18 protein-coding genes are annotated in these 19,819 nt (G+C 26.9%); 3 read left to right on the top strand and 15 right to left on the bottom strand.

Features of this window, described 5'->3' with window-relative positions; genetic code table 11:
* The first annotated feature begins 295 nt into the window (after positions 1–295).
* Positions 296–1,645 carry an FAD-dependent oxidoreductase gene (locus XO12_RS04105; protein ID WP_175419735.1) on the top strand — a complete coding sequence of 450 codons (1,350 nt, stop codon included), beginning with the start codon at positions 296–298 and terminating at the stop codon, positions 1,643–1,645.
* A 203-nt stretch (positions 1,646–1,848) separates the two neighbouring features.
* Here XO12_RS04105 and XO12_RS04100 read toward each other — a convergent pair whose 3' ends face one another.
* From XO12_RS04100 to XO12_RS04060, 9 genes are all read right to left on the bottom strand, one after another.
* Positions 1,849–3,156, bottom strand: coding sequence for a hypothetical protein (locus XO12_RS04100; RefSeq protein WP_047265643.1), 1,308 nt, complete (start codon positions 3,154–3,156; stop codon positions 1,849–1,851).
* 4 nt (positions 3,157–3,160) lie between these two features.
* A complete protein-coding gene (locus XO12_RS04095; RefSeq protein ID WP_175419734.1) occupies positions 3,161–3,517 on the bottom strand; it encodes a hypothetical protein in 357 nt (118 codons plus the stop codon).
* 53 nt (positions 3,518–3,570) lie between these two features.
* Positions 3,571–4,557, bottom strand: a complete 987-nt coding sequence (locus XO12_RS04090; protein WP_047265645.1) for a hypothetical protein — start codon at positions 4,555–4,557, stop codon at positions 3,571–3,573.
* A gap of 14 nt (positions 4,558–4,571) precedes the next feature.
* Entirely contained in the window at positions 4,572–4,778 is a 207-nt protein-coding gene (locus XO12_RS04085; RefSeq protein ID WP_175419733.1) for a hypothetical protein, read from the bottom strand.
* A gap of 127 nt (positions 4,779–4,905) precedes the next feature.
* Positions 4,906–5,181 (bottom strand): hypothetical protein, encoded by a 276-nt coding sequence (locus tag XO12_RS04080; RefSeq protein WP_175419731.1) that lies wholly within the window; start codon positions 5,179–5,181, stop codon positions 4,906–4,908.
* A gap of 243 nt (positions 5,182–5,424) precedes the next feature.
* A complete protein-coding gene (locus tag XO12_RS04075) occupies positions 5,425–6,663 on the bottom strand; it encodes a TolC family protein (RefSeq protein WP_047266674.1) in 1,239 nt (412 codons plus the stop codon).
* A 12-nt stretch (positions 6,664–6,675) separates the two neighbouring features.
* Positions 6,676–7,842 carry a hypothetical protein gene (locus XO12_RS04070; RefSeq protein ID WP_175419732.1) on the bottom strand — a complete coding sequence of 389 codons (1,167 nt, stop codon included), beginning with the start codon at positions 7,840–7,842 and terminating at the stop codon, positions 6,676–6,678.
* Positions 7,826–8,587 (bottom strand): hypothetical protein, encoded by a 762-nt coding sequence (locus XO12_RS04065; protein WP_047266676.1) that lies wholly within the window; start codon positions 8,585–8,587, stop codon positions 7,826–7,828. The genes XO12_RS04070 and XO12_RS04065 overlap by 17 nt, the downstream gene beginning before the upstream one ends.
* A 127-nt stretch (positions 8,588–8,714) precedes the next feature.
* On the bottom strand, positions 8,715–8,990 hold the full coding sequence (locus tag XO12_RS04060) for a hypothetical protein (RefSeq protein ID WP_175419731.1): 276 nt from the start codon (positions 8,988–8,990) through the stop codon (positions 8,715–8,717).
* Positions 8,991–9,458: 468 nt separating this feature from the next.
* Here XO12_RS04060 and XO12_RS04055 point away from each other — a divergent pair, with 468 nt between their 5' ends.
* Both XO12_RS04055 and XO12_RS04050 read left to right on the top strand, forming a co-directional pair.
* Positions 9,459–13,706: a PolC-type DNA polymerase III gene (locus tag XO12_RS04055; protein WP_175419730.1), complete on the top strand. Its 4,248-nt coding sequence runs from the start codon at positions 9,459–9,461 to the stop codon at positions 13,704–13,706.
* A 9-nt stretch (positions 13,707–13,715) separates the two neighbouring features.
* Positions 13,716–14,072: a response regulator gene (locus XO12_RS04050; protein WP_047265548.1), complete on the top strand. Its 357-nt coding sequence runs from the start codon at positions 13,716–13,718 to the stop codon at positions 14,070–14,072.
* Between the two features lie 34 nt (positions 14,073–14,106).
* Here XO12_RS04050 and fabD read toward each other — a convergent pair whose 3' ends face one another.
* Genes fabD through fabF form a run of 6 tightly spaced genes read right to left on the bottom strand, consistent with a single transcriptional unit; the run spans position 14,107 to position 19,311 of the window.
* Complete coding sequence (fabD, locus tag XO12_RS04045) at positions 14,107–14,994, bottom strand: ACP S-malonyltransferase (protein WP_175419729.1); 888 nt, start codon at positions 14,992–14,994, stop codon at positions 14,107–14,109.
* Between the two features lie 29 nt (positions 14,995–15,023).
* Positions 15,024–15,935 carry a nitronate monooxygenase gene (locus XO12_RS04040; protein WP_047265550.1) on the bottom strand — a complete coding sequence of 304 codons (912 nt, stop codon included), beginning with the start codon at positions 15,933–15,935 and terminating at the stop codon, positions 15,024–15,026.
* Positions 15,928–16,809: a 3-oxoacyl-ACP synthase III family protein gene (locus XO12_RS04035; protein WP_175419728.1), complete on the bottom strand. Its 882-nt coding sequence runs from the start codon at positions 16,807–16,809 to the stop codon at positions 15,928–15,930. The genes XO12_RS04040 and XO12_RS04035 overlap by 8 nt, the downstream gene beginning before the upstream one ends.
* Before the next feature lies 1 nt (position 16,810).
* Entirely contained in the window at positions 16,811–17,230 is a 420-nt protein-coding gene (gene fabZ, locus XO12_RS04030) for a 3-hydroxyacyl-ACP dehydratase FabZ (RefSeq protein ID WP_047265552.1), read from the bottom strand.
* Entirely contained in the window at positions 17,221–18,066 is an 846-nt protein-coding gene (locus XO12_RS04025) for a DegV family protein (RefSeq protein WP_047265553.1), read from the bottom strand. The genes fabZ and XO12_RS04025 overlap by 10 nt, the downstream gene beginning before the upstream one ends.
* A 12-nt stretch (positions 18,067–18,078) precedes the next feature.
* Positions 18,079–19,311, bottom strand: a complete 1,233-nt coding sequence (gene fabF, locus XO12_RS04020) for a beta-ketoacyl-ACP synthase II (RefSeq protein ID WP_175419727.1) — start codon at positions 19,309–19,311, stop codon at positions 18,079–18,081.
* Between the last annotated feature and the right edge of the window lie 508 nt (positions 19,312–19,819).

The following is a 19,819-nucleotide window of genomic DNA, read 5'->3' as shown; positions in this document are numbered from 1 at the left end:
TCTCAAATGAAACGAAGGCTCGAAGATTGCCCTTAAAATTATGAATGTAAGCCGTCAAAAAAACAGGACGTTTTTTTGAGTGAAGCTTTTTCATGGATGAAAAATCTGAACGACGGCTGAGAATGAATAATTTTAAGGATAAGCAATCGAGCTGCCTAAGTGAATTTGACTTTTTAGACATCGTATTAATATTTTGTATAGATTAGTTATTATTTCAAGGAGCTATGCTCCTTAATTGTTTAAAGATAATGTTAATATTAATAGCAAAATATTAATAATAAACGGAGGTGTTGTTATGAAAAAAATGGAATACGATGTTGTAATTTTAGGCGGAGTAGCCGCTGGAACAAGTGCAGCAGCAACTGCAAAGAGGATAAATAAAAATTTGAAAATAGCTATTTTTCAAAAAGAACCATATATATCTTATGGCGGATGTGGTTTGCCATATGTCATTAGCGGCGATGTTGAATCCGCTGAATCTGTAATTGCCTTAACCCCTGAAAAATTTAAAGAAAAAAAAGGTGCTGATGTTTTTGTAGAACATGAGGCTTATAATATCGATTTTTCAAATAAAGTTGTATATATAAAATCACAAAATGATGAAAAAATTGTTTCGTATAATAAACTAGTGGTTTCTACCGGTGCATCTCCAATAATCCCTTCATTTGATACCTGGGGAGAAAATGGTATTTTTAAATTAAGAAATCCTGATGATGCAAGAAACATTTTAAATTTTATACATAAGAATAACCCTAAAAAAGCAATTATAATTGGAGGAGGTTTTATCGGAATTGAAACTGCCGAAGCATTAAAAAAACATAATATAGATATTACTATAATAGAGGGAACTGACCATATTCTTGGTGAAATCGAACCTGAAATTCATGAAGAGTTTATGAATAGTTTAAAAGATAAAGGAATTACATTTGTTTTGAATACTTTTGCAGAGAATATTATAAAAGAAAATGGGATATTTAAAGTAATTACAAAAGATAGCGTTTATGCTGCTGATATGATTATAGTGTCAATAGGCGTAAAACCAAATACAGCATTTTTAAAAGAATCTGGTTTAATAATGGCAAAAAATGGTGCTATTATAGTAAATGAAAAAATGGAAACAAATATAAAAGATGTTTATGCAGCCGGTGACTGTGCAACAGTAAATCATTTTATTACAAAAGAAAACGTTTATATCCCACTTGGAACTACGGCAAACAAGCAGGGAAGGATTGCGGGAAAAAATATTGCTGGTGGAAATGATTCATTTATAGGTGTTGTTGGTTCATTAATTACAAAATTTGAAGATATTGAATATGCAAAAACTGGTTTAACTTTAAAAAAGGCGAAAGAAAAAGGATATGATGCGGAAGCTGTATTTATTAAATCGGGAAGCAAAGCCCACTATTACAAAGGCTCGAAAAAATTAAAAATTAAACTTGTTTTTGAGAAAAAAACTGGAAAGATTTTAGGAGCACAATTTGTAGGTGGTGAAACTCACCCAAGGTTGAATACAATTACTTCATTGTTATACACAAACGGCACAGTCGATATGCTAAGAAATATGGATCTGGCTTATTCACCTCCATTTTCTCCAGTATGGGATATTGACCTTGTAGCAGCAACACAGGCAATTAAAAAAATATAAGCGTCAAACTCAGGAAAAATTTAATACTATATAGACAAAATCAAGATAAAATTGTTTAGAATTATTACTCATGATTTAACCTCCCTGTAAAAGTGTATAGTTTGATTTTACCGAATCAAATAATAATTTAACCAATTATATTGCACACCAGGGAGGTAAACTTTTTAAAAAGCTAATATGAAAGCATTGTGAACAATGGTATTTTAGAATTTTTGAAGATGGTATTTTATTTCTTTAAATATAACAAATCTTTCATAAAATTTATCATATACATAATAATATAGTATATTGTTTATTTTTTTTATTTTTATATCAGTAGGTATAAATTTATATGGTTGAACAGGTTCTTTATCCCCAAAATTCAAAAATATTTTTGCATTTTTTTCAACTAAACCTATATCTTTAATTTCATATTTTTTTATAAAACACAAATTTCCTGTATTTGTGTATCCCATTTTTGGGTCAGTTGTTAATAAATATAAATTATTTTCTATTAATTCTGCTGCATGCGTAATTTGTTCATATCTAAAAGAATATCTTGTATCAATAATTTTATTTCTTTCAGTTATTCCATCTTCTGTAATCTTCCATAAAGCAAGTCTGTTTATTTTTTTATAAAGATTATATTCTTGATTATTAATATTTTCTTCAAATATCAGTAAATATGGTATTTCTTTATCTTCTAATAAAAATGATTCCATTTTACTTGTTTCAAATAATTCCTGCTTTATTTCATATTCTTTTTTTATTCCATATATTGTATATCCAAAGTATTTTTCTTTTTTATTTAATGAACTATATTTTCGATATATAACACTATGAATTTTTTTTGAATTTATATATTCATATACATTACTAATTATATGAATATTTTCATTTTTATCTATCATCATTTCCTTTCCGTGGCTATATCCAACTACAGAAATATTTTTATTATAATAATCTTCTTTTGTTTTCTTGGAAATAAGGTTTGCAATATCTTCAAAAATATAAAAATCTATCATTTTAAAATCTTTGTTAAATACGCTTATTCCACTGTTTGTAAAAAAGTATATTTTCCCATTTTTTTCTTTTATATCTCTAACAGCAAGTCCTTCTGCAAATGGTGGTGGTGCAAATTTTTTAATTTGTATTTTTTTTATTTTTTTAGTTTTTAGATTGATAACATAAACAAAGGCTTTACGTTCTTTTAAATCTAAATAATCAACGGGCATTCCATATGATACAACTACTCCTTTAAAAATATATATATTATTACCATCTTCGCTAACTATCCAATACATAGAAGATAATGGAAAATATTCATTTATTATTTCTTTCGGTATAGTAATAATCTCTTCTTCTGAAATATCTGAACCATCATCAAATTTATATTTTTTGTCTGTTGCTATTGTATATATTGGTTTTAAATTTAATGGTTTTATTTCTCTAAAATAATATTTTAATTCATGAGGAAATATAATTACCAACATTGCAACTAAAAAAAAGTATAGGATTATATATTTTTTCATTTTCTTACCATCCTTTCACCCTAAGTTTTATATCTTGATAATTCATTTTTCTTGCTTCGATATTTGCAATATTAATTTTATTGCGATGTTCCAATATTTTATTTTCTATTATCATTGAATAATCAAAAATTTTTAATTTTATTCCGGCATTTAAATTACCATAAAATCTATCATTATAAGGATAATTAGTGTATATGGAAAAATTCGATAATTCATAAAATTCTGTTTTCTCGTTTTCTAATACTACTTGAAAATCTTTTCCATTAAATATTTTTAAAAAATATTTCTTAAAATATTCTCCATTGTTAGAAAATATAGTTATACACAATATTGTATAAAAAAATATTATTATCCTTTTCATGTCTTACCACCCTTCATTATTATATGGAGGAGTTGATAACTCCTCCATATTTTTTAAATATCTAAACTTAGAACATATAGTATATAATTTTCTTTGTTTATAAGATATATATTTTTTTCATCCGAATCTAGTATTAAATTGTTTATACTTCCCACTTTTTTATCGATCACTTCTTTTATCGGTATTTTTTTAAATAGTTTTGAGTATCCTTTTTCATCTGTTCTTGTGTCTATTATATAAAAATTCTTTTCATCCATTATTATTATATAATTTTTAAATTTTGTGATTTTTATATAATCTTCGATAAAACTACTATATATTTCTCTTTCTTCATTTTCTGATATAAAATCAAACTGTGTTTCTATTACCGAATATTCTCTGTTGCTAAAGTTTTTAATATTTAAATCAAAATCATATTTTATTATACTTATATGCGGATATTTAAAAGTTGTATCATATACAATAACATAGACATTATTATTTACAATCATTATTTTGTTTTTATTAGGAAAACCATTTCCTTTTTTACTTACTCCATTATTTATATTATAATAATATAAATATCCTTCTTCATTAATTAAAAAAATATCGTTATCCCTGGCATCAAATGAAATAAAGGAAGTGTAGCGAATTTCTCCTTTTATTTTTATCGTTTTTTCTTCATTATTTTTAGGTGAAAATATATACAATTTTCTTTTTTCACCAATCTGATCTATTATATAAATTTTATCATTTATTACTTTTAAAAATTCGGTGTAATATGGTTGTTTTGAAAATGGATTACTTTTTACTAAAACCGGTAGAGAAAAGTTTTTAAAAAATTCAAAAAAATTAGTTACCTCTTCATTATAAATATTATATCTTTCAATATTTAAATTATCAATATCTTTTATTAAAAAAATCTGACCATTATTTGTTCCAATATACTTATCTAAATCAACTTTAATAGGATCAATATATATTTTATTTTTCATTGATAAATTATGCGAAAAAATCATTACATTAATAAAAACTATTAATACTATTATAAATTTTCTCACTTTTTCACCTCTCGTTAATAGTTAATTTTAACATATCTTGGAGCAAGCACTTCTAATTTATCTCTTCTTGTTCCAGATGGCATATCTATTCTTATAATGTTTTTCATTTCATCATTAGTTAAAACTTTTACATTAACAACTTTTGAATCAGCAAAAATATTTACTGGAATCATATTCACAAACATCATCAACAAAATAGCATATATCACTACCTTTTTCATTTTCCATCCTCCCATCATTTTTTTCTTTGTTTTTTCAATAGCGCGCTATTGTTGATTAATATTACAATTATTATTGTAAATATTAAATAATATAACTTTATTCCATATCTGGAATAAAATGTTTTATTTAATTTTTTTGTTCTGTTCCTGCAATTAAAGATATTGTATTTTCGGAAATATCATATCCATATAAAAATAATAAATATCTTAAAGCAGCCGGTCCGCATGTGTATTCTTTACTCTGTAAGAATTCTTTTTCAATATTTAAATTTTTACTATACTTGTAAAATATATTTGTATTGGAATCATTTTCATTATTTAAATTCGAAATATAAAAAGTGGTAAAAATATTCAACAAATATATTGTTATTAAAATCACAGATGAGATAAAAATCTTTTTCATTCTTTCACCTTAAGTTTTATATCTTGATAATTCACTTATCATTTTATCAAAAAAAAAAAAAAAAAGTAAACAAAAACGTGGTAAATTTGCTGTTAATTTTATATTTCTAAAATTAATAATAATTACTCAATTAATATATCACTTGATATATTAATATAGTTAATTTTTTGTTTTATCATTTTTACTAGCAACCACACTCCTGCAAAAACAGTAGTGTGGTTATATCATTATTTTTCTTTTATTTCAAGGGAGGTTGTTTGTATTTTTTATTTTGGTATAAGTTTCAATAAACTCTTCAATTTTTAAATTATAATATATTATTTTCATTTTTCTTTCTAATTTCATTTTTTCTATTTGATATTCTTTCTCAAATTTATCCCACTCTGATTTTATACTTTTTAGTTCTTCTTTAAGTATTTTTATCTGAATCTCATCTAATTCTAGTTCTTTTTCTATTTTTAATATTTCATTTTTTAAATATTCTCTTGAATTTTTAATTTTAGAAACGATATCCTGGATATTATCTTCATTTAAACTTTTGTAATCATCTTTATTTTTAAAGAGATATGGGTTTATAGAACCATTAAAATTTATATAATCCTTACTATAACTCCCGTTACTGGATATTTTTAAATATGGAGTATCTTCTAATAGGTTAAAGTTCAATGATATTGAAAAGTTATTATTTAAAATATCATATCCTCCACTTAAATTAACATTAAAATAATTGCTAGAACTTAATTTTTTTTCCAGATTATTTTGTTGTTTTGTAATATAATTTATTTTGTATTCTAAAAAACTTTCTATAGGTTTATATTGCACGTTTTCTATATTTGAACGAAAATTTTTTAAATTATGATATTTTTCTGAATATTTTAATTTAAATTCTTTCTGTGTTTCTAAATTTAAATCTTTTATAATCATACTTTTGTAATTATATAATGATTCATAGTTTTCCTTTAATGATAGTTCTAGTTTCTTTTTTGTTAGATCTTTTTTTAATACTTCTATTTCAGTAGTTGTTGAGATATTATTTAATTCACTATATTCCTTCTCCAAAAATTCGATATAATTCTGAAGATAATAAGTATTATAAAATATGTTTTTAAAATATGTAATATTAGACTCTTTTATTTTTTCATTATTTAAACCTTTTATTTTTTCGTTTATTTTATTCATTTGTGTTTTATCGCCAAAATCTGATTTAAACACATTCCATGAGAAATTTATTGAGGAAGTATTTAAATTTATTCCACTTATCTTATCACCACTAAAACCAAAATTATATGAAATATATGGTAAAAAATCACTATATTTTTCTAAAATATTTTTATTTTTTATTTCATAGACTGAATTTAAATTTGAGACATAGTATTTATATGCATCTTCATAATTTAAAAAAATATTTTTAATATTATTTTCCCCATACGCAATAATAAATATGCCAAAAATTGTTAATAGTAAAAAAATATTTTTTTTCATCTCTTCCTCCTGTTATTCTATTTCTTTAAATATATCTAATCTTTCTAAATCTTTTTTTATATAAATATAAGGTGTTTTAAATATTCTTCTAACAATAATTTTTTTAAACTGATAATATTGAGAATTTTCTTTTTCATACGTATTGAATAATAATTTTTCACCATTCATATTAATTTTCAATCCTTGCAAATATGATATTGAATTATTTAAAAGTGAAGAAGCTGTAATCAAATATATATAATCATTCGAAATAGCTCCGGTATAATAAAATTTTCGATTTTTCATTTTTAGTTCTAATAACTTACGATCATTTATATTATATATTTCCACTTTGTTAAAAATTAAATATTTATTTTTTAAATCACGCTCTTTAAAAAGAATCATAAATATTTCTCCGTTTTCATTTTCTAATAAAAGAGAATAAGCCTCTTCACTTGAATTTATTTTATATTCATTTGATAACGAATATATTTTTCCCCCATAAAACTTTTCCCTTTTTCCTGAATAAGAATATTTTTTTATACTTAATCCATCCTTAATATATATATTTTCATCTTTATCAATAATAAATTGATTACCATGATTATAGGGTATAAAATTTATCTTTTTTTCATATTTATTTTTTATTTTTTCAGTAATAATATTAGCAACATCTTCAAATATATAAAAATCAATTATTTTAAATTTTTCGTTAAATACTGTAATACCCCCAGATGTTAAAAAATAAATTTTATCTTTTTTTGTATATATATCTAAAATTTCTATTCCTGAAGGAAAGGGAGATGGCGCTAAATCTTTTAATTTTATTATTTTCGTTGTATTTTTCAATATATCAATTTTATATACATATATATTTTTAAATTCATTTGTGTTGTTTAAATATTCTAAACCTTTGAATATATATAAGATATTCCCTTTTTCATTTACTGTCCATTGAAAATCAAAATCATTTTTCCATGAACTTTCTGGTAAAGTCAAAAAAGTAATATTATTTTTATATTGAATAGACGACCTATATTCAAATTTTTTGTTAAACGTCAAAGTAGATATATGTTCAAATTTTAATTGTTGAAAACCAGACGAAAAAGCTATAGACACATTTAAAATTAATGATAAGCAAAATATTGTGAATCTTTTAAAGATTATTTCATCTATCAACTCATTATTTATAATTTTCATCTTTTCCACCTGCCAATATTTTGTTAGCATATACTTTAGATGTTGATGGAAAACCTAAATCAGTTCTTGATACATAGAGATTATAATTATAGATTTCTCCTCCAGGTTTATTTATAGTCTCTCCTTCTTTAAATAAAGGTCTCCAAACTAAGCTTTCTGGCCCAATTGCAATATAATTTTTATTTTCATATATATTATATTGTCGAATTAAAGTAAGTCCATCATATACACTAACTCTTTTTTTAATACTTATAGTCCCTTTTTCAACTTTTCCTTCTTCAATAGAACACACAATTCCTTTATGATATGCCGGAAAAGTGAAATTAAGAGTATAGGTTTTACTTTCCGAATAGGAAGCTCCAACGTTTACTGAAACAATATCTTTAAGTTTCGGAATCGAAATGTTAATAGAACCACTCGCATTCCATTCACTAGTGTCAGAAATACTATAATTCCCTGGTAAAGGCCCTGTATCCATCCACCCTTCTTTGGAAATTTTTATTATTTTATTATAAGAATATATGTCATAATAAATTCTTTTAATCCATATACCTTCAATTTCTTTTCTTGTAAAATCACTTCCACTATTACCTCCACCATTATTACTACCAGCACCAATAATGTTTTTCATTTCGTCATCAGTTAAAACCTTTACATTAACAACTTTTGAATCAGCAAAAAGGTTTACAGGTATCATATTTACAAACATCATCAACAAAATAGCATATATCACTACCTTTTTCATTTTCCATCCTCCCATCATTTTTTTCTTTGTTTTTTCAATAGCGCGCTATTGTTGACTAATATTATTATTGTTATTATGAATATTAAATAATATAACTTTATTCCATATCTGGAATAAAATGTTTTATTTAATTTTTTTGTTCTGTTCCTGCAATTAAAGATATTGTATTTTCGGAAATATCATATCCATATAAAAATAATAAATATCTTAAAGCAGCCGGTCCGCATGTGTATTCTTTACTCTGTAAGAATTCTTTTTCAATATTTAAATTTTTACTATACTTGTAAAATATATTTGTATTGGAATCATTTTCATTATTTAAATTCGAAATATAAAAAGTGGTAAAAATATTCAACAAATATATTGTTATTAAAATCACAGATGAGATAAAAATCTTTTTCATTCTTTCACCTTAAGTTTTATATCTTGATAATTCACTTATCATTTTATCAAAAAAAAAAAAAAGTAAACAAAATCGTGGTAAATTTGCTGTTAATTTTATATTTCTAAAATTAATAATAATTACTCAATTAATATATCACCTGATATATTAATATAGTTAATTTTTTGTTTTATATAGTTTGATAAATATCACCTGCATAAAGCTAGAGATTGATAGACCTTTTATCTTAAAGATAATTATGGGGACAAAAATTTATAATAAGCCATTTCAGAATAAGTTTATATCGTGTATAAAAATAATAATATCGGGATAAAATCCTGGTGGTTGCTTAAATGAAATATTATTTATTAATTAGGAAGCATTGCTTCCTCTTTTATTTTTTTAATATCATAATTTCATCATTTAAAATGTATAAATTTAAAAAAAATATGGTATAGTTATGTAAAGGAAATATTGGGAGGTCTTTCAATGAAAATTTCAGATTTTTTACTTTCCAAAATAGGATTTATCCCTTTTTCTCTTCAAGGCGATATTGAAATAAATGACTTTCTTCTTTTAAAAATTTCTACACCTTTAAACGAAACAGATGAAAAAAAAATAAAAACTTTTTTTTCGAGATTGATGAAAATGCCTGTAAAAATAATGTTTAATTCCAAAAATACTCTGGATTATATTTTGGAGAATTGGATAGATTTAATAATTGGTAATGAAGAAGAAAATTATCTAAGATTCTTTTTACCTGATATTGAAAATAATACATTAATTTTTAGAATTTCAAATAAATTTGCACTTGAAAGAATGAAGAAAAATAAAATCGTCATTGATAATATTTTAAAACGAAGCCTTGGATATCTGCCAGATTATGAGTTTGTTTATGACGATTCCATAAACATAAATTATGAAAATTTTTCGAATTCCAAAAGTAATGATTCACAAATTATTGATAATTCTGATTCTAATGATTTAAATATTGAAACTTTAAATACTATCAATTCAAATATAGATTCTTTTCAAAATACTAATTTCAATCACAAAGAAAACGAAACTAAAAGTGACGATATTGTAATAGGAAAAGGTTTTAAAAGAGTCTCTATTCCTCTTGATAGATTGAATGATATTATGTATCAAACCTCACAAGTAGTTGTTGAAGGGAGAATATTTCATAAAGAATTTAATGATAGAGCTATTATACTAACTATGTATATAACTGATGAAAAAGATTCTATAACTATTAAAGTTTTTAAAAATAATGCTGAAAAAGTAAATAATACCCTTAAAGAAAATGATTATATTAAAGTGGAAGGTAAAATTACGTATGATGAGTATCAAAAAGAATATGTTATAATACCAGAAAATATATTAAAAATCCCTCCAAAAGAACGCATCGATAACGAAAAAGAAAAAAGAGTTGAACTCCATGCTCATTCTAAATTTAGCGCTTTAGATTCTGTTCTCGATGTGGAAGAATTAGTAAAAACCGCTGCAAAGTGGGGGCATAAAGCAGTTGCTATAACAGATCACGAAGTGGTTCAATCAATACCAACCTTTTATAATATTGCAAAAAAAAATAATATAAAGCCTATATATGGATGTGAAATTAACCTCGTTAATAATATGGCATCAATTATAAACAATTTTTCAGAAGAGCTATCTTTTGATTCAAATTTCACAGTTTTTGATTTTGAAACTACAGGTTTTGATCCAAACACAGAAGAAATTATAGAAATTGGTGCTGTAAAAATTATAAACGGAGAAATTTCAGATATTTATCATAAATTAATTAAACCATCAAAAAATGTCCCACAAAAAATTCAGGAAATTACCGGAATAACCAATGAAATGTTAGAAGATGCTCCATCTATAGAAACCGTTTTGCCAGAATTCATGAATTTTATATCAAATACTATTCTGGTAGCTCACAATGCTAACTTTGATTATAGATTTTTAAGGCGTTGGGTTAAAGAAGTTATGAATATTGATATAAAAATGCCTTACATAGATACATTAGCTATGGCAAGAGCTTTACTTAATCTAAAAGGCGGGCATTCTCTTGATAAAGTTGTTAAGGCATTGGGACTTGGAAATTTTGATCATCATAGAGCTCATGAAGATGCCAAAGTTACTGCATATGCTTTCTTAAAGTTACTTGAAAAAGCTAAAGGCAGAGGGGTTAAAAATTTAAATGAATTGATAAATCTTGAAAAGATGATAGATTTTAAAAAATTAAGAAAATATCACACTACAATATTGGTAAAAAATAAAACAGGGTTGAAAAATCTTTATAAATTGGTGTCTAAAGCTCATACGGAATATTTTTATAGAGATACTACTGTATTGCTTACTGAATTATTAGCAAATAGAGAGGGGCTATTAATAGGTAGTGGTTGCTCAAAAAATATTATATTTGAAGAATTTTCAAGAGGAGCTTCTATTGAAGAAATTAATGCATTAATCAGTTTATTCGACTATATAGAAATTCAACCTTTAGATAGTATAGAGCATCCAAAGGTGGATATTAAAAAAATAAAAGAATTCTATAAATTATTATATAAATCAGCTAAAAATTATAATATTCCTGTTGTTATGACAGGCAATGCCCATTATCTTAATAAGGAAGATAAAAAAGCACGCGATGCTCTAATTATAGGTTCTGCCACAAAAGGACAAAAAAAGACAGTATATCCATCTAATAAGTATTTTAGAACTACTAAAGAAATGCTTGATGCAGCTTATGAAATATTTGAAGATATGAATATAGCTCATGAAATTGTTATTAAAAATACGAATAATATTGCAGATTTAATAGAGGAAATTCAGCCTTTAGAAGGGAAATTACATCCACCGATAATAGATGGAGCTGATCAACAGGTTAAAGAATTAACCTGGAAAACTGCTAAAGAAATCTATGGAGATCCTTTGCCAGAAATTGTAAAAGCAAGGATAGAAAGAGAATTAAATTCAATAATTAATCACGGTTATGCTGTATTATATTTAATGGCTCAAAAAATTGTAAAAAAATCAAATGATGACGGATACCTTGTTGGTTCAAGAGGTTCTGTTGGTTCTTCATTAGTTGCAACCATGATGGGAATTACAGAGGTAAATCCTCTTCCTCCACATTATATCTGTTCAGAATGCCAGTATAGTGAATTTATTACAGACGGTTCATATGATTCAGGATATGATTTGCCGGACAAGAAATGTCCTAAATGTGGTAAAGAAATGAAAAAAAACGGTCAGGATATTCCTTTTGAAACATTTATGGGTTTTGAAGGAGATAAGGTTCCAGACATAGACTTAAACTTTTCAGGTGAATATCAATCAAGAGCTCATAAATTTATAGAAGAACTATTTGGTTCAGACCATGTATTTAGAGCAGGTACAATATCGACAGTTGCAGAAAAAACCGCATATGGCTACGTAAAAAAATACGCAGAAGAATATGCCGGAGATTTGAAAAATGCAGAAATTATAAGATTGGCTAAGAAAATAGAAGGCTCTCGTAGAACAACTGGGCAACATCCTGGTGGTTTGATGATTGTTCCAAAAAACATGGATGTTTATGATTTTACTCCTGTTCAATTCCCTGCAAATGATAGAAAGGCTAACACAATGACAACACATTTTGATTACCATGTTATTCATGATGACCTGGTAAAATTAGATGCATTAGGACATGATGACCCCACATTTTTGAAAATGTTAAGTGATTTAACTGGTATAGAATATAAAAATATAAAGATGGATGATAAGGAAACAATGTCTATATTTTCATCATCCAAAGCTCTTGGAGTAGATCTAAGTTCAGAATTAAGAACTACAGTTGGAACATTGGGAATTCCTGAATTTGGCACTCAATTTGTTAGAGGCATGTTAGAAGAAACAAAACCAAAAACCTTCGCTGCACTGGTTAGGATTTCCGGTTTATCCCACGGAACGGATGTCTGGTTAAATAATGCCAGAGATTTAATAGTTGCGAAACAGGCAACTGTTGATGAGGTTATCGCATGTCGTGATGATATTATGAATTATTTAATCCAGAAAGGTCTTGAAAAAAAACATTCATTTTTTATAATGGAAAAGGTTAGAAAAGGCAAAGGTCTGGCTCCAGAAGATGAAGAGGAAATGAAAAAAAATAAGGTGCCTGAATGGTTTATAAATTCATGTAAAAAAATAAAATATCTATTTCCAAAAGCTCATGCTGCTGCCTATGTAAGTATGGCATTTAGAATAGCATATTTTAAAGTTCATTATCCACTTGCATTTTATGCAACTTATTTTTCTGTAAAAGGTGATGAATTTAATACAGAAATTATATTAAAAGGGAAAAATGCTATTAGATCAAAGATTTTTGATTTAAAATCAAGATCCCTTGATGTAAAAGAAAAAAATGAATTGACTGTACTTGAATTAGCCTATGAAATGATTTTAAGAGGATTTGGTTTTTTAGCTCCAGATATATATAAATCAGATGCAAAAAAATTCATAATTGAAGAAAAGAAATTGAGAATACCATTTATAAAAGTTCCAAATCTTGGCGAAAAAGCTGCTGTTAGTATTGTAAAAGCACGAAAAGAAAAAAGTTTTTTATCTGTTGAAGATTTATTGAAAAGGACAGGAATAAACAAAACTACAATAGAAACTTTTAGAAAATTGGGTATGTTAAAAGGATTACCAGAAAGAAATCAGGTTAATTTATTTGAAGGATTAATGTGAGGTGATTGAATGCCTTATAGCATTTTGGTGGTTGACGATTCGAGATTTGATAGAATAGTTATTAAAAGTATGATTGAAGAACTGGGGCATATAATTATAGGAGAAGCTGAAAATGGCAAAGAAGCTATAAATAAATATTTTAAATTATATCCAGATATAGTATTAATGAATCTTCTTATGCCTGTGATGGACGGTATAGAAGCAATGAAATTTATTTTAGAGAATGACCCTCAGGCAAATATTATAGTGACCTCTTCATCTTCAGAAAAAGAATATGTAAAAAAAGCCATAATAAATGGCGCAAAAGATTTTCTGGCTATTCCTATACAAAAAGAAAAATTAAAAGAAATTCTGGAGAAAATTTAACCCCAACGCTATTTCAGCAGTTGGGGTTTTTTTACTATACCTTTAATATACTCTGTGGTTTTAAACTTTTATCTATTCTTTTTATCAGACCAGTTAAAACCTTTCCAGGACCAACTTCATATATTTTTTCAACGCCTAATTCCTTCATTTTTTTTATACTATCAACCCATTTTACCGTTCCAGTAATCTGATTTATAATATTTTCTTTTATTTTGATTGGGTCATTTTCTATATTAGCTGTATAATTTTGTATAAGTTTATATTTTGGTGAATTAAAGTTTATATTTTCAAGTTCTTTTTTCATGTTTTCTTTAGCATCTTCAATTAATTTTGAATGAAATGGACCACTAACATTTAACTCAACAACTTTTTTAGCTCCATTCTCTTTCAATTGCTTTAATGCTTTTAAAACCTCTTCCTTTTCTCCGCTAATTACTACCTGTTCTGGAGAATTATGATTTGCTATATTTACATTTCCAAAATTTGTTAAAACCTTTTCAATTTTTTCAATATCAAGCCCTATCACTGCACCCATTGTTCCTTTGCCTGGAGGACATGCTTCGCTCATATATTTTCCTCTTAATCTTACCAATTTTATTCCTTCTTCAAATGAAATAACTTCAGATGCTACCAATGCCGTCCATTCACCAAGTGAATGACCAGCTAAAATTTCAGGAACAATATTTAATTTTTCTATTGAATATAAATATATAATATATGAAATTGCTAATAAAGCTGGTTGTGCATTTTCTGTTAATGTCAACTTTTTTTCATCATCGCCATAAATTATTGATGCCAGATCAAGTTTAATCACATCTGAGGCTATATCTAAATATTTTTTATATTCTGGATATTTATCCAATATTTCCTTTCCCATTCCAAGAGTTTGAGACCCCTGACCAGGAAATACAAAGCCTATCATTTTCTTCCTCCTTTACATTTGCTAAATTTTTATCTAAAGATTTTTTCTAATTCTTTTCCAAACTCTTCCACTATTTCTTTAACACTCTTTATTTCATTGATTAATCCGGCACTTTGACCTGCCATAAAAGAACCATTTTCCAAATCACCATATAAAAACGCTTTCTTCAAGCTACCCACCATCATTTCTTCCGCCTCTTCTGGTGAAGATAATTCTAATTTTTTAACTTTTTTTGCAAATTTGTTTTTTATTACACGTGCTGGATGCCCTATTGATGCTCCTGTTACTATAGCATCTCTTATACCTGCTTTTAATATTAATTTTTTATAATTCTCATGTGCTTCACATTCGTGTGTGGCAACAAAACGCGTCCCCATTTGAATACCTTCGGCACCAAGTTCAAGAACTGCCCTCATTCCTCTAAGGTCTGCAATACCACCTGCTGCAATTACCGGTATATTCAATACATCCACCAATTTTGGTATTAATACCATTGTAGACACATCTCCAATATGCCCACCACATTCCATGCCTTCACCTATTATTGCATCTATACCTGCTTTTTCCAGCCTCTTCGCCAGATTTTCTGAAGAAACTACAGCTAAAACCTTTATATTTTTCTCTTTAAGAGGCATTATATATTTCCCTGGATTTCCTGCACCAAAAATAACAACAGGAACATTTTCTTCTTTAACTATTTCTACTAATTGTTCAGCATAGGGATTTACAAGGATAATATTAACTGCATATGGTTTATTTGTTAATCTTTTTATTTCTTTTATGGCGTTTTTTAAAATATCAGGAGTCATGCCACCGGCTCCAATTGTTCCAAGTCCCCCAGTTTCAGAAACTGCCGCCGCCAATTTTGGAGTTCCAACCCAGGCCATTCCACCTTCTAATACTGGATATTTGATTTTCAGCAATTCAGTTACTCTATTCATTGATACACCTCCAGGTAATCGCTGATGTTGTCATTCCACCACCAACTGATATTAATATATGATCTTTTAATTGTATTTTTGTATTGCCATATTTTTTAAATAAAGTTAAAGGAATGCTTGCAGCACCGGTATTACCATATTCTTCTATTATGTTTAAAAAAGTTATATCTTCAAATGTTTTTTTCACACTTTCAAGAATTCGTTTATTAGCCTGATGTGGAACTATTATTTTTTTTCCATACGTTTCTATATATTGATTTATCATTTTTTTCATATTATTAACAGCAAATTTGTATACTCTCTTCCCATCCATAATTATCTTTTTATTATCATTAATATTTAATGCATCCAAATATTGTGAATCATATATAACCCTATGATCACAAATATAACCATCATGATTTTCTAAAACCATGGCAACAGCAGCATCTGAAAAAAGTATTGCTGTATTTATATCGGTACTTTCCACAAGATCTGATAATTTTTCTGAAACTATTATTAATATTTTTCCTGCTATTTTTTCTTTAAACATTACTCCTGCTATATGTAAGGATGTTATAAATCCGACAAATCCGTTTGATATATCTATACCATAACGTAATTTCTTAATCTTTAGTTTTTCAAAAGCTTTCACATAAAATGGAATATAATGCGCTCCTGTTGATGAGACAAAAAGAATAGTATCAACATCTGTTAAATCAAGCTTTTCAGCAGCCTTCATCCCCATCTGAAATATATCTATATTTGAGATATATCGCTTTTTAATTCCTGTTCTTTTAAATATCCAATCTTCTGTAACATCAAATTTTTTCGCCAGAGTTAAATTATCCAGTATTTCTTCTGGAATATATGCGTTTATTTGAGATATATGCATTCTATCCCCTCTTTATTCCAACCATTAATTCTGCAGTTGCTACTATTTTATCTTCAACTTTTGCTACAGCTTTTAATTTATACATTCCCATTTTTTCCTGTAATATCATAACTTCATACATTAATTTATCTCCAGGTCTAACCTCTTTTTTAAATCTTGCTTTATCTATTCCAAGAAATAAAGGCACAACTTTTTCTTTCAAATCCTTCATTAACAATATCCCTGCAGTTTGCGCCAGTCCTTCGATTATTAAAACTCCAGGCATAATGGGGTATCCTGGAAAATGTCCCTGAAATTGAGGCTCATTTATTGATATATTTTTATAAGCTATAATTTTTTCTTCTGTTATTTCAATAACTTTATCTACCAATAAAAAAGGATATCTATGTGGTAATATTTCCATAATTTCATCTATTCCCACTGAGTAATCACCCCCACTGCATCTGGTCCCAAATGTGTTCCTATAACAGGATCTAATAATGAATATACAATAGTATCATCATTTATACCACGATTTCTTAATTCTTCAATTAATAATCCGCCATACTTTAAATTATTTGTATGAATAACTGCTATTTTCTTCATTCTTAACGAATCTATTCTTTCGATAGAATGATTTATAACTTCTTTTATCATTTTATTGATTCCCCGGGCATTTTTTACCGGTATTATTTCACCTTCTTCAAGAGAAAGAATGGGCTTCATATTTAGCAATCCACCCATAAGTGCTTTCGCTTTTCCTATTCTTCCTCCTTTGTATAGATAATCAATATTTGTTACACTAAAAATTGTTCTTACTGTTGTATAAAAATTTCTGGAGTATTCAATTAATTGCTCAATAGAATAATTTCCACTCTTTATTTTCTCCATCAATTCAAGTATTAAAAATCCAAGACCATAACTCGTCAATTTCGAATCTACTGTAAATATCCTTTTTTCATCAACCATGGATGCAGCAAGACTCGCAGAATTCAGGGTGCCACTTAATTTTTCTGATATTGTCAAAGTTATTAAATAGTCATATCTTTTCAACATATCTCTATAAACTTCTTCAAAATCTTTTACAGAAGGCTGCGATGTAAGTGGAACATAGGATCCAACCTTTAATTCTTCATAAAAGGTTGTTGGACATAAATCTATTGCCTTTATATGTTTTCCATCTCTCAGTATATATAACGATGCGTATCCTATATCATTTTTTTCTAAAAAATCTATTGGCAAATTACATGTATTATCTGTTACTAAACCTATTCTCATAAAACCATCTCCTTATAAACTTTTATAAACCACAGAAACGTTATGACCTCCAAATCCAAACGAATTTTTTATTGCATATTGTGTTTTAACCTCTACTGTCTCTTTTGGAATATTGAGATCTAAAAGTTCATCATTTGGATTCTGAAGGTTTGGCATTCCGTGAATAAAACCTTCTTTCATCTGCAATATAAGACCTATAAATTCAATTGCAGCTGCACCACCTAAAGCATGTCCAAATAACGTTTTCGATCCCTGGATATAAACTTTTTTTGCATGTTCTCCAAGTGCATTTCGCAATGCTCTTGTTTCAGCAATGTCTCCTGCAGGAGTTGACGTTGCATGACAATTTGCTAAATCTATTCTTTCTGGCTCTATATTAGCATCTTTTAATGCTAATTTTATAGCTTTTGCTGCTCCTAGTCCCTGTTCATCCGGAGCGCTTATATGATATGCATCTCCGCTCATGCCAAATCCTTCAACATATCCATATATATTTGCGTCTCTTTTCTTAGCATGTTCTTCTGATTCCAACACTATTATTCCCGCACCTTCTCCCATAACAAAACCATCTCTATCTTTATCAAATGGTCGTGAAGCACCTTTGGGATCATCATTTCTTGTAGACAATGCTTTCATATTAGCAAAAGCCGCTATTGGCATAGGATCAATAGTAGCTTCTGTTCCACCTACAATAGCAACATCTACATATCCATGTCGTATTAACATAGTTCCAATTGCTATTGCATGCAAAGATGATGCACATGCACTTACTGTATTAAAATTTGGACCCTTTATTCCAAATTCTATAGAAACCACTCCTGATGCCATATCTGAAATCATCATTGGTATTAAAAAAGGGCTCACTACTTTAGGTCCTTTTTTTTCCATTTTTAAAAACTCTTTATATAATGTTTTAAATCCACCTATACCAGAAGCTACTATAACAGCCGCATTTTCTTTCCACTCTTCGGTTAAATTCAAACCACTATCTTCTAAAGCTTCTTTTGACGCTGCTATTGCAAATTGTAAAAATCTGTCATATCTTCTTGCTAATTTTTTATCCATATATTGTGTTGGATCAAAATCCTTTACTTCTCCCGCAATTTTTACTTTGTGTTCTGCAGTATCAAACTGGCTTATATGGTCTATTCCTATTTTCATATTTTTTAAATTTTCCTTAAATTCTTCTTTTGACTTTGCTATTGAATTAATTGTTCCTAATCCTGTAACTGCTACTTTTACCATAATTCTACCTCCCGTAATTTTTTATCATATGTAAATTTTCATCCATACTATTTATCAGCAACAATGTGCCATACGAAAAAATAGAAACAAATGTTCTATTTTAGTATGAATTTTATACTTATATAAAAAAACATATAATTAAACTGTATAAAATTTATACTATTATAATTTATTCCTGATTACCCTAAATAATGAATATACTATATTCTCCCACGAAAAGAGTGGGTAATTAGGAAAAAGACAAATTACCTAAAACCAAAAAAATAGTAATGGATTTTTCTATTATGGTGTAAATAATTTAAAAGAAATTTTGTTGTATCTTTTATCATTTAATCCAATTATGATATAATAAAAAAGAAATAAAATATCAGAAGGTGAAAAATATGGGACTATATGATCAACTATTCAAAGAAATATTTCAAGACAAAGATATGATTATTGAATTTATCAATTTGTTTCTACCATCATTAAAAAAATTTAATATCACTCCTGATAAAATTACCATTGA

It is taken from the genome of Marinitoga sp. 1154, from assembly GCF_013363285.1.
Lineage (GTDB): Bacteria > Thermotogota > Thermotogae > Petrotogales > Petrotogaceae > Marinitoga.
Note: the sequence above shows the minus strand (reverse complement) of the source record. Positions and strands in the feature narration are given on the sequence as shown.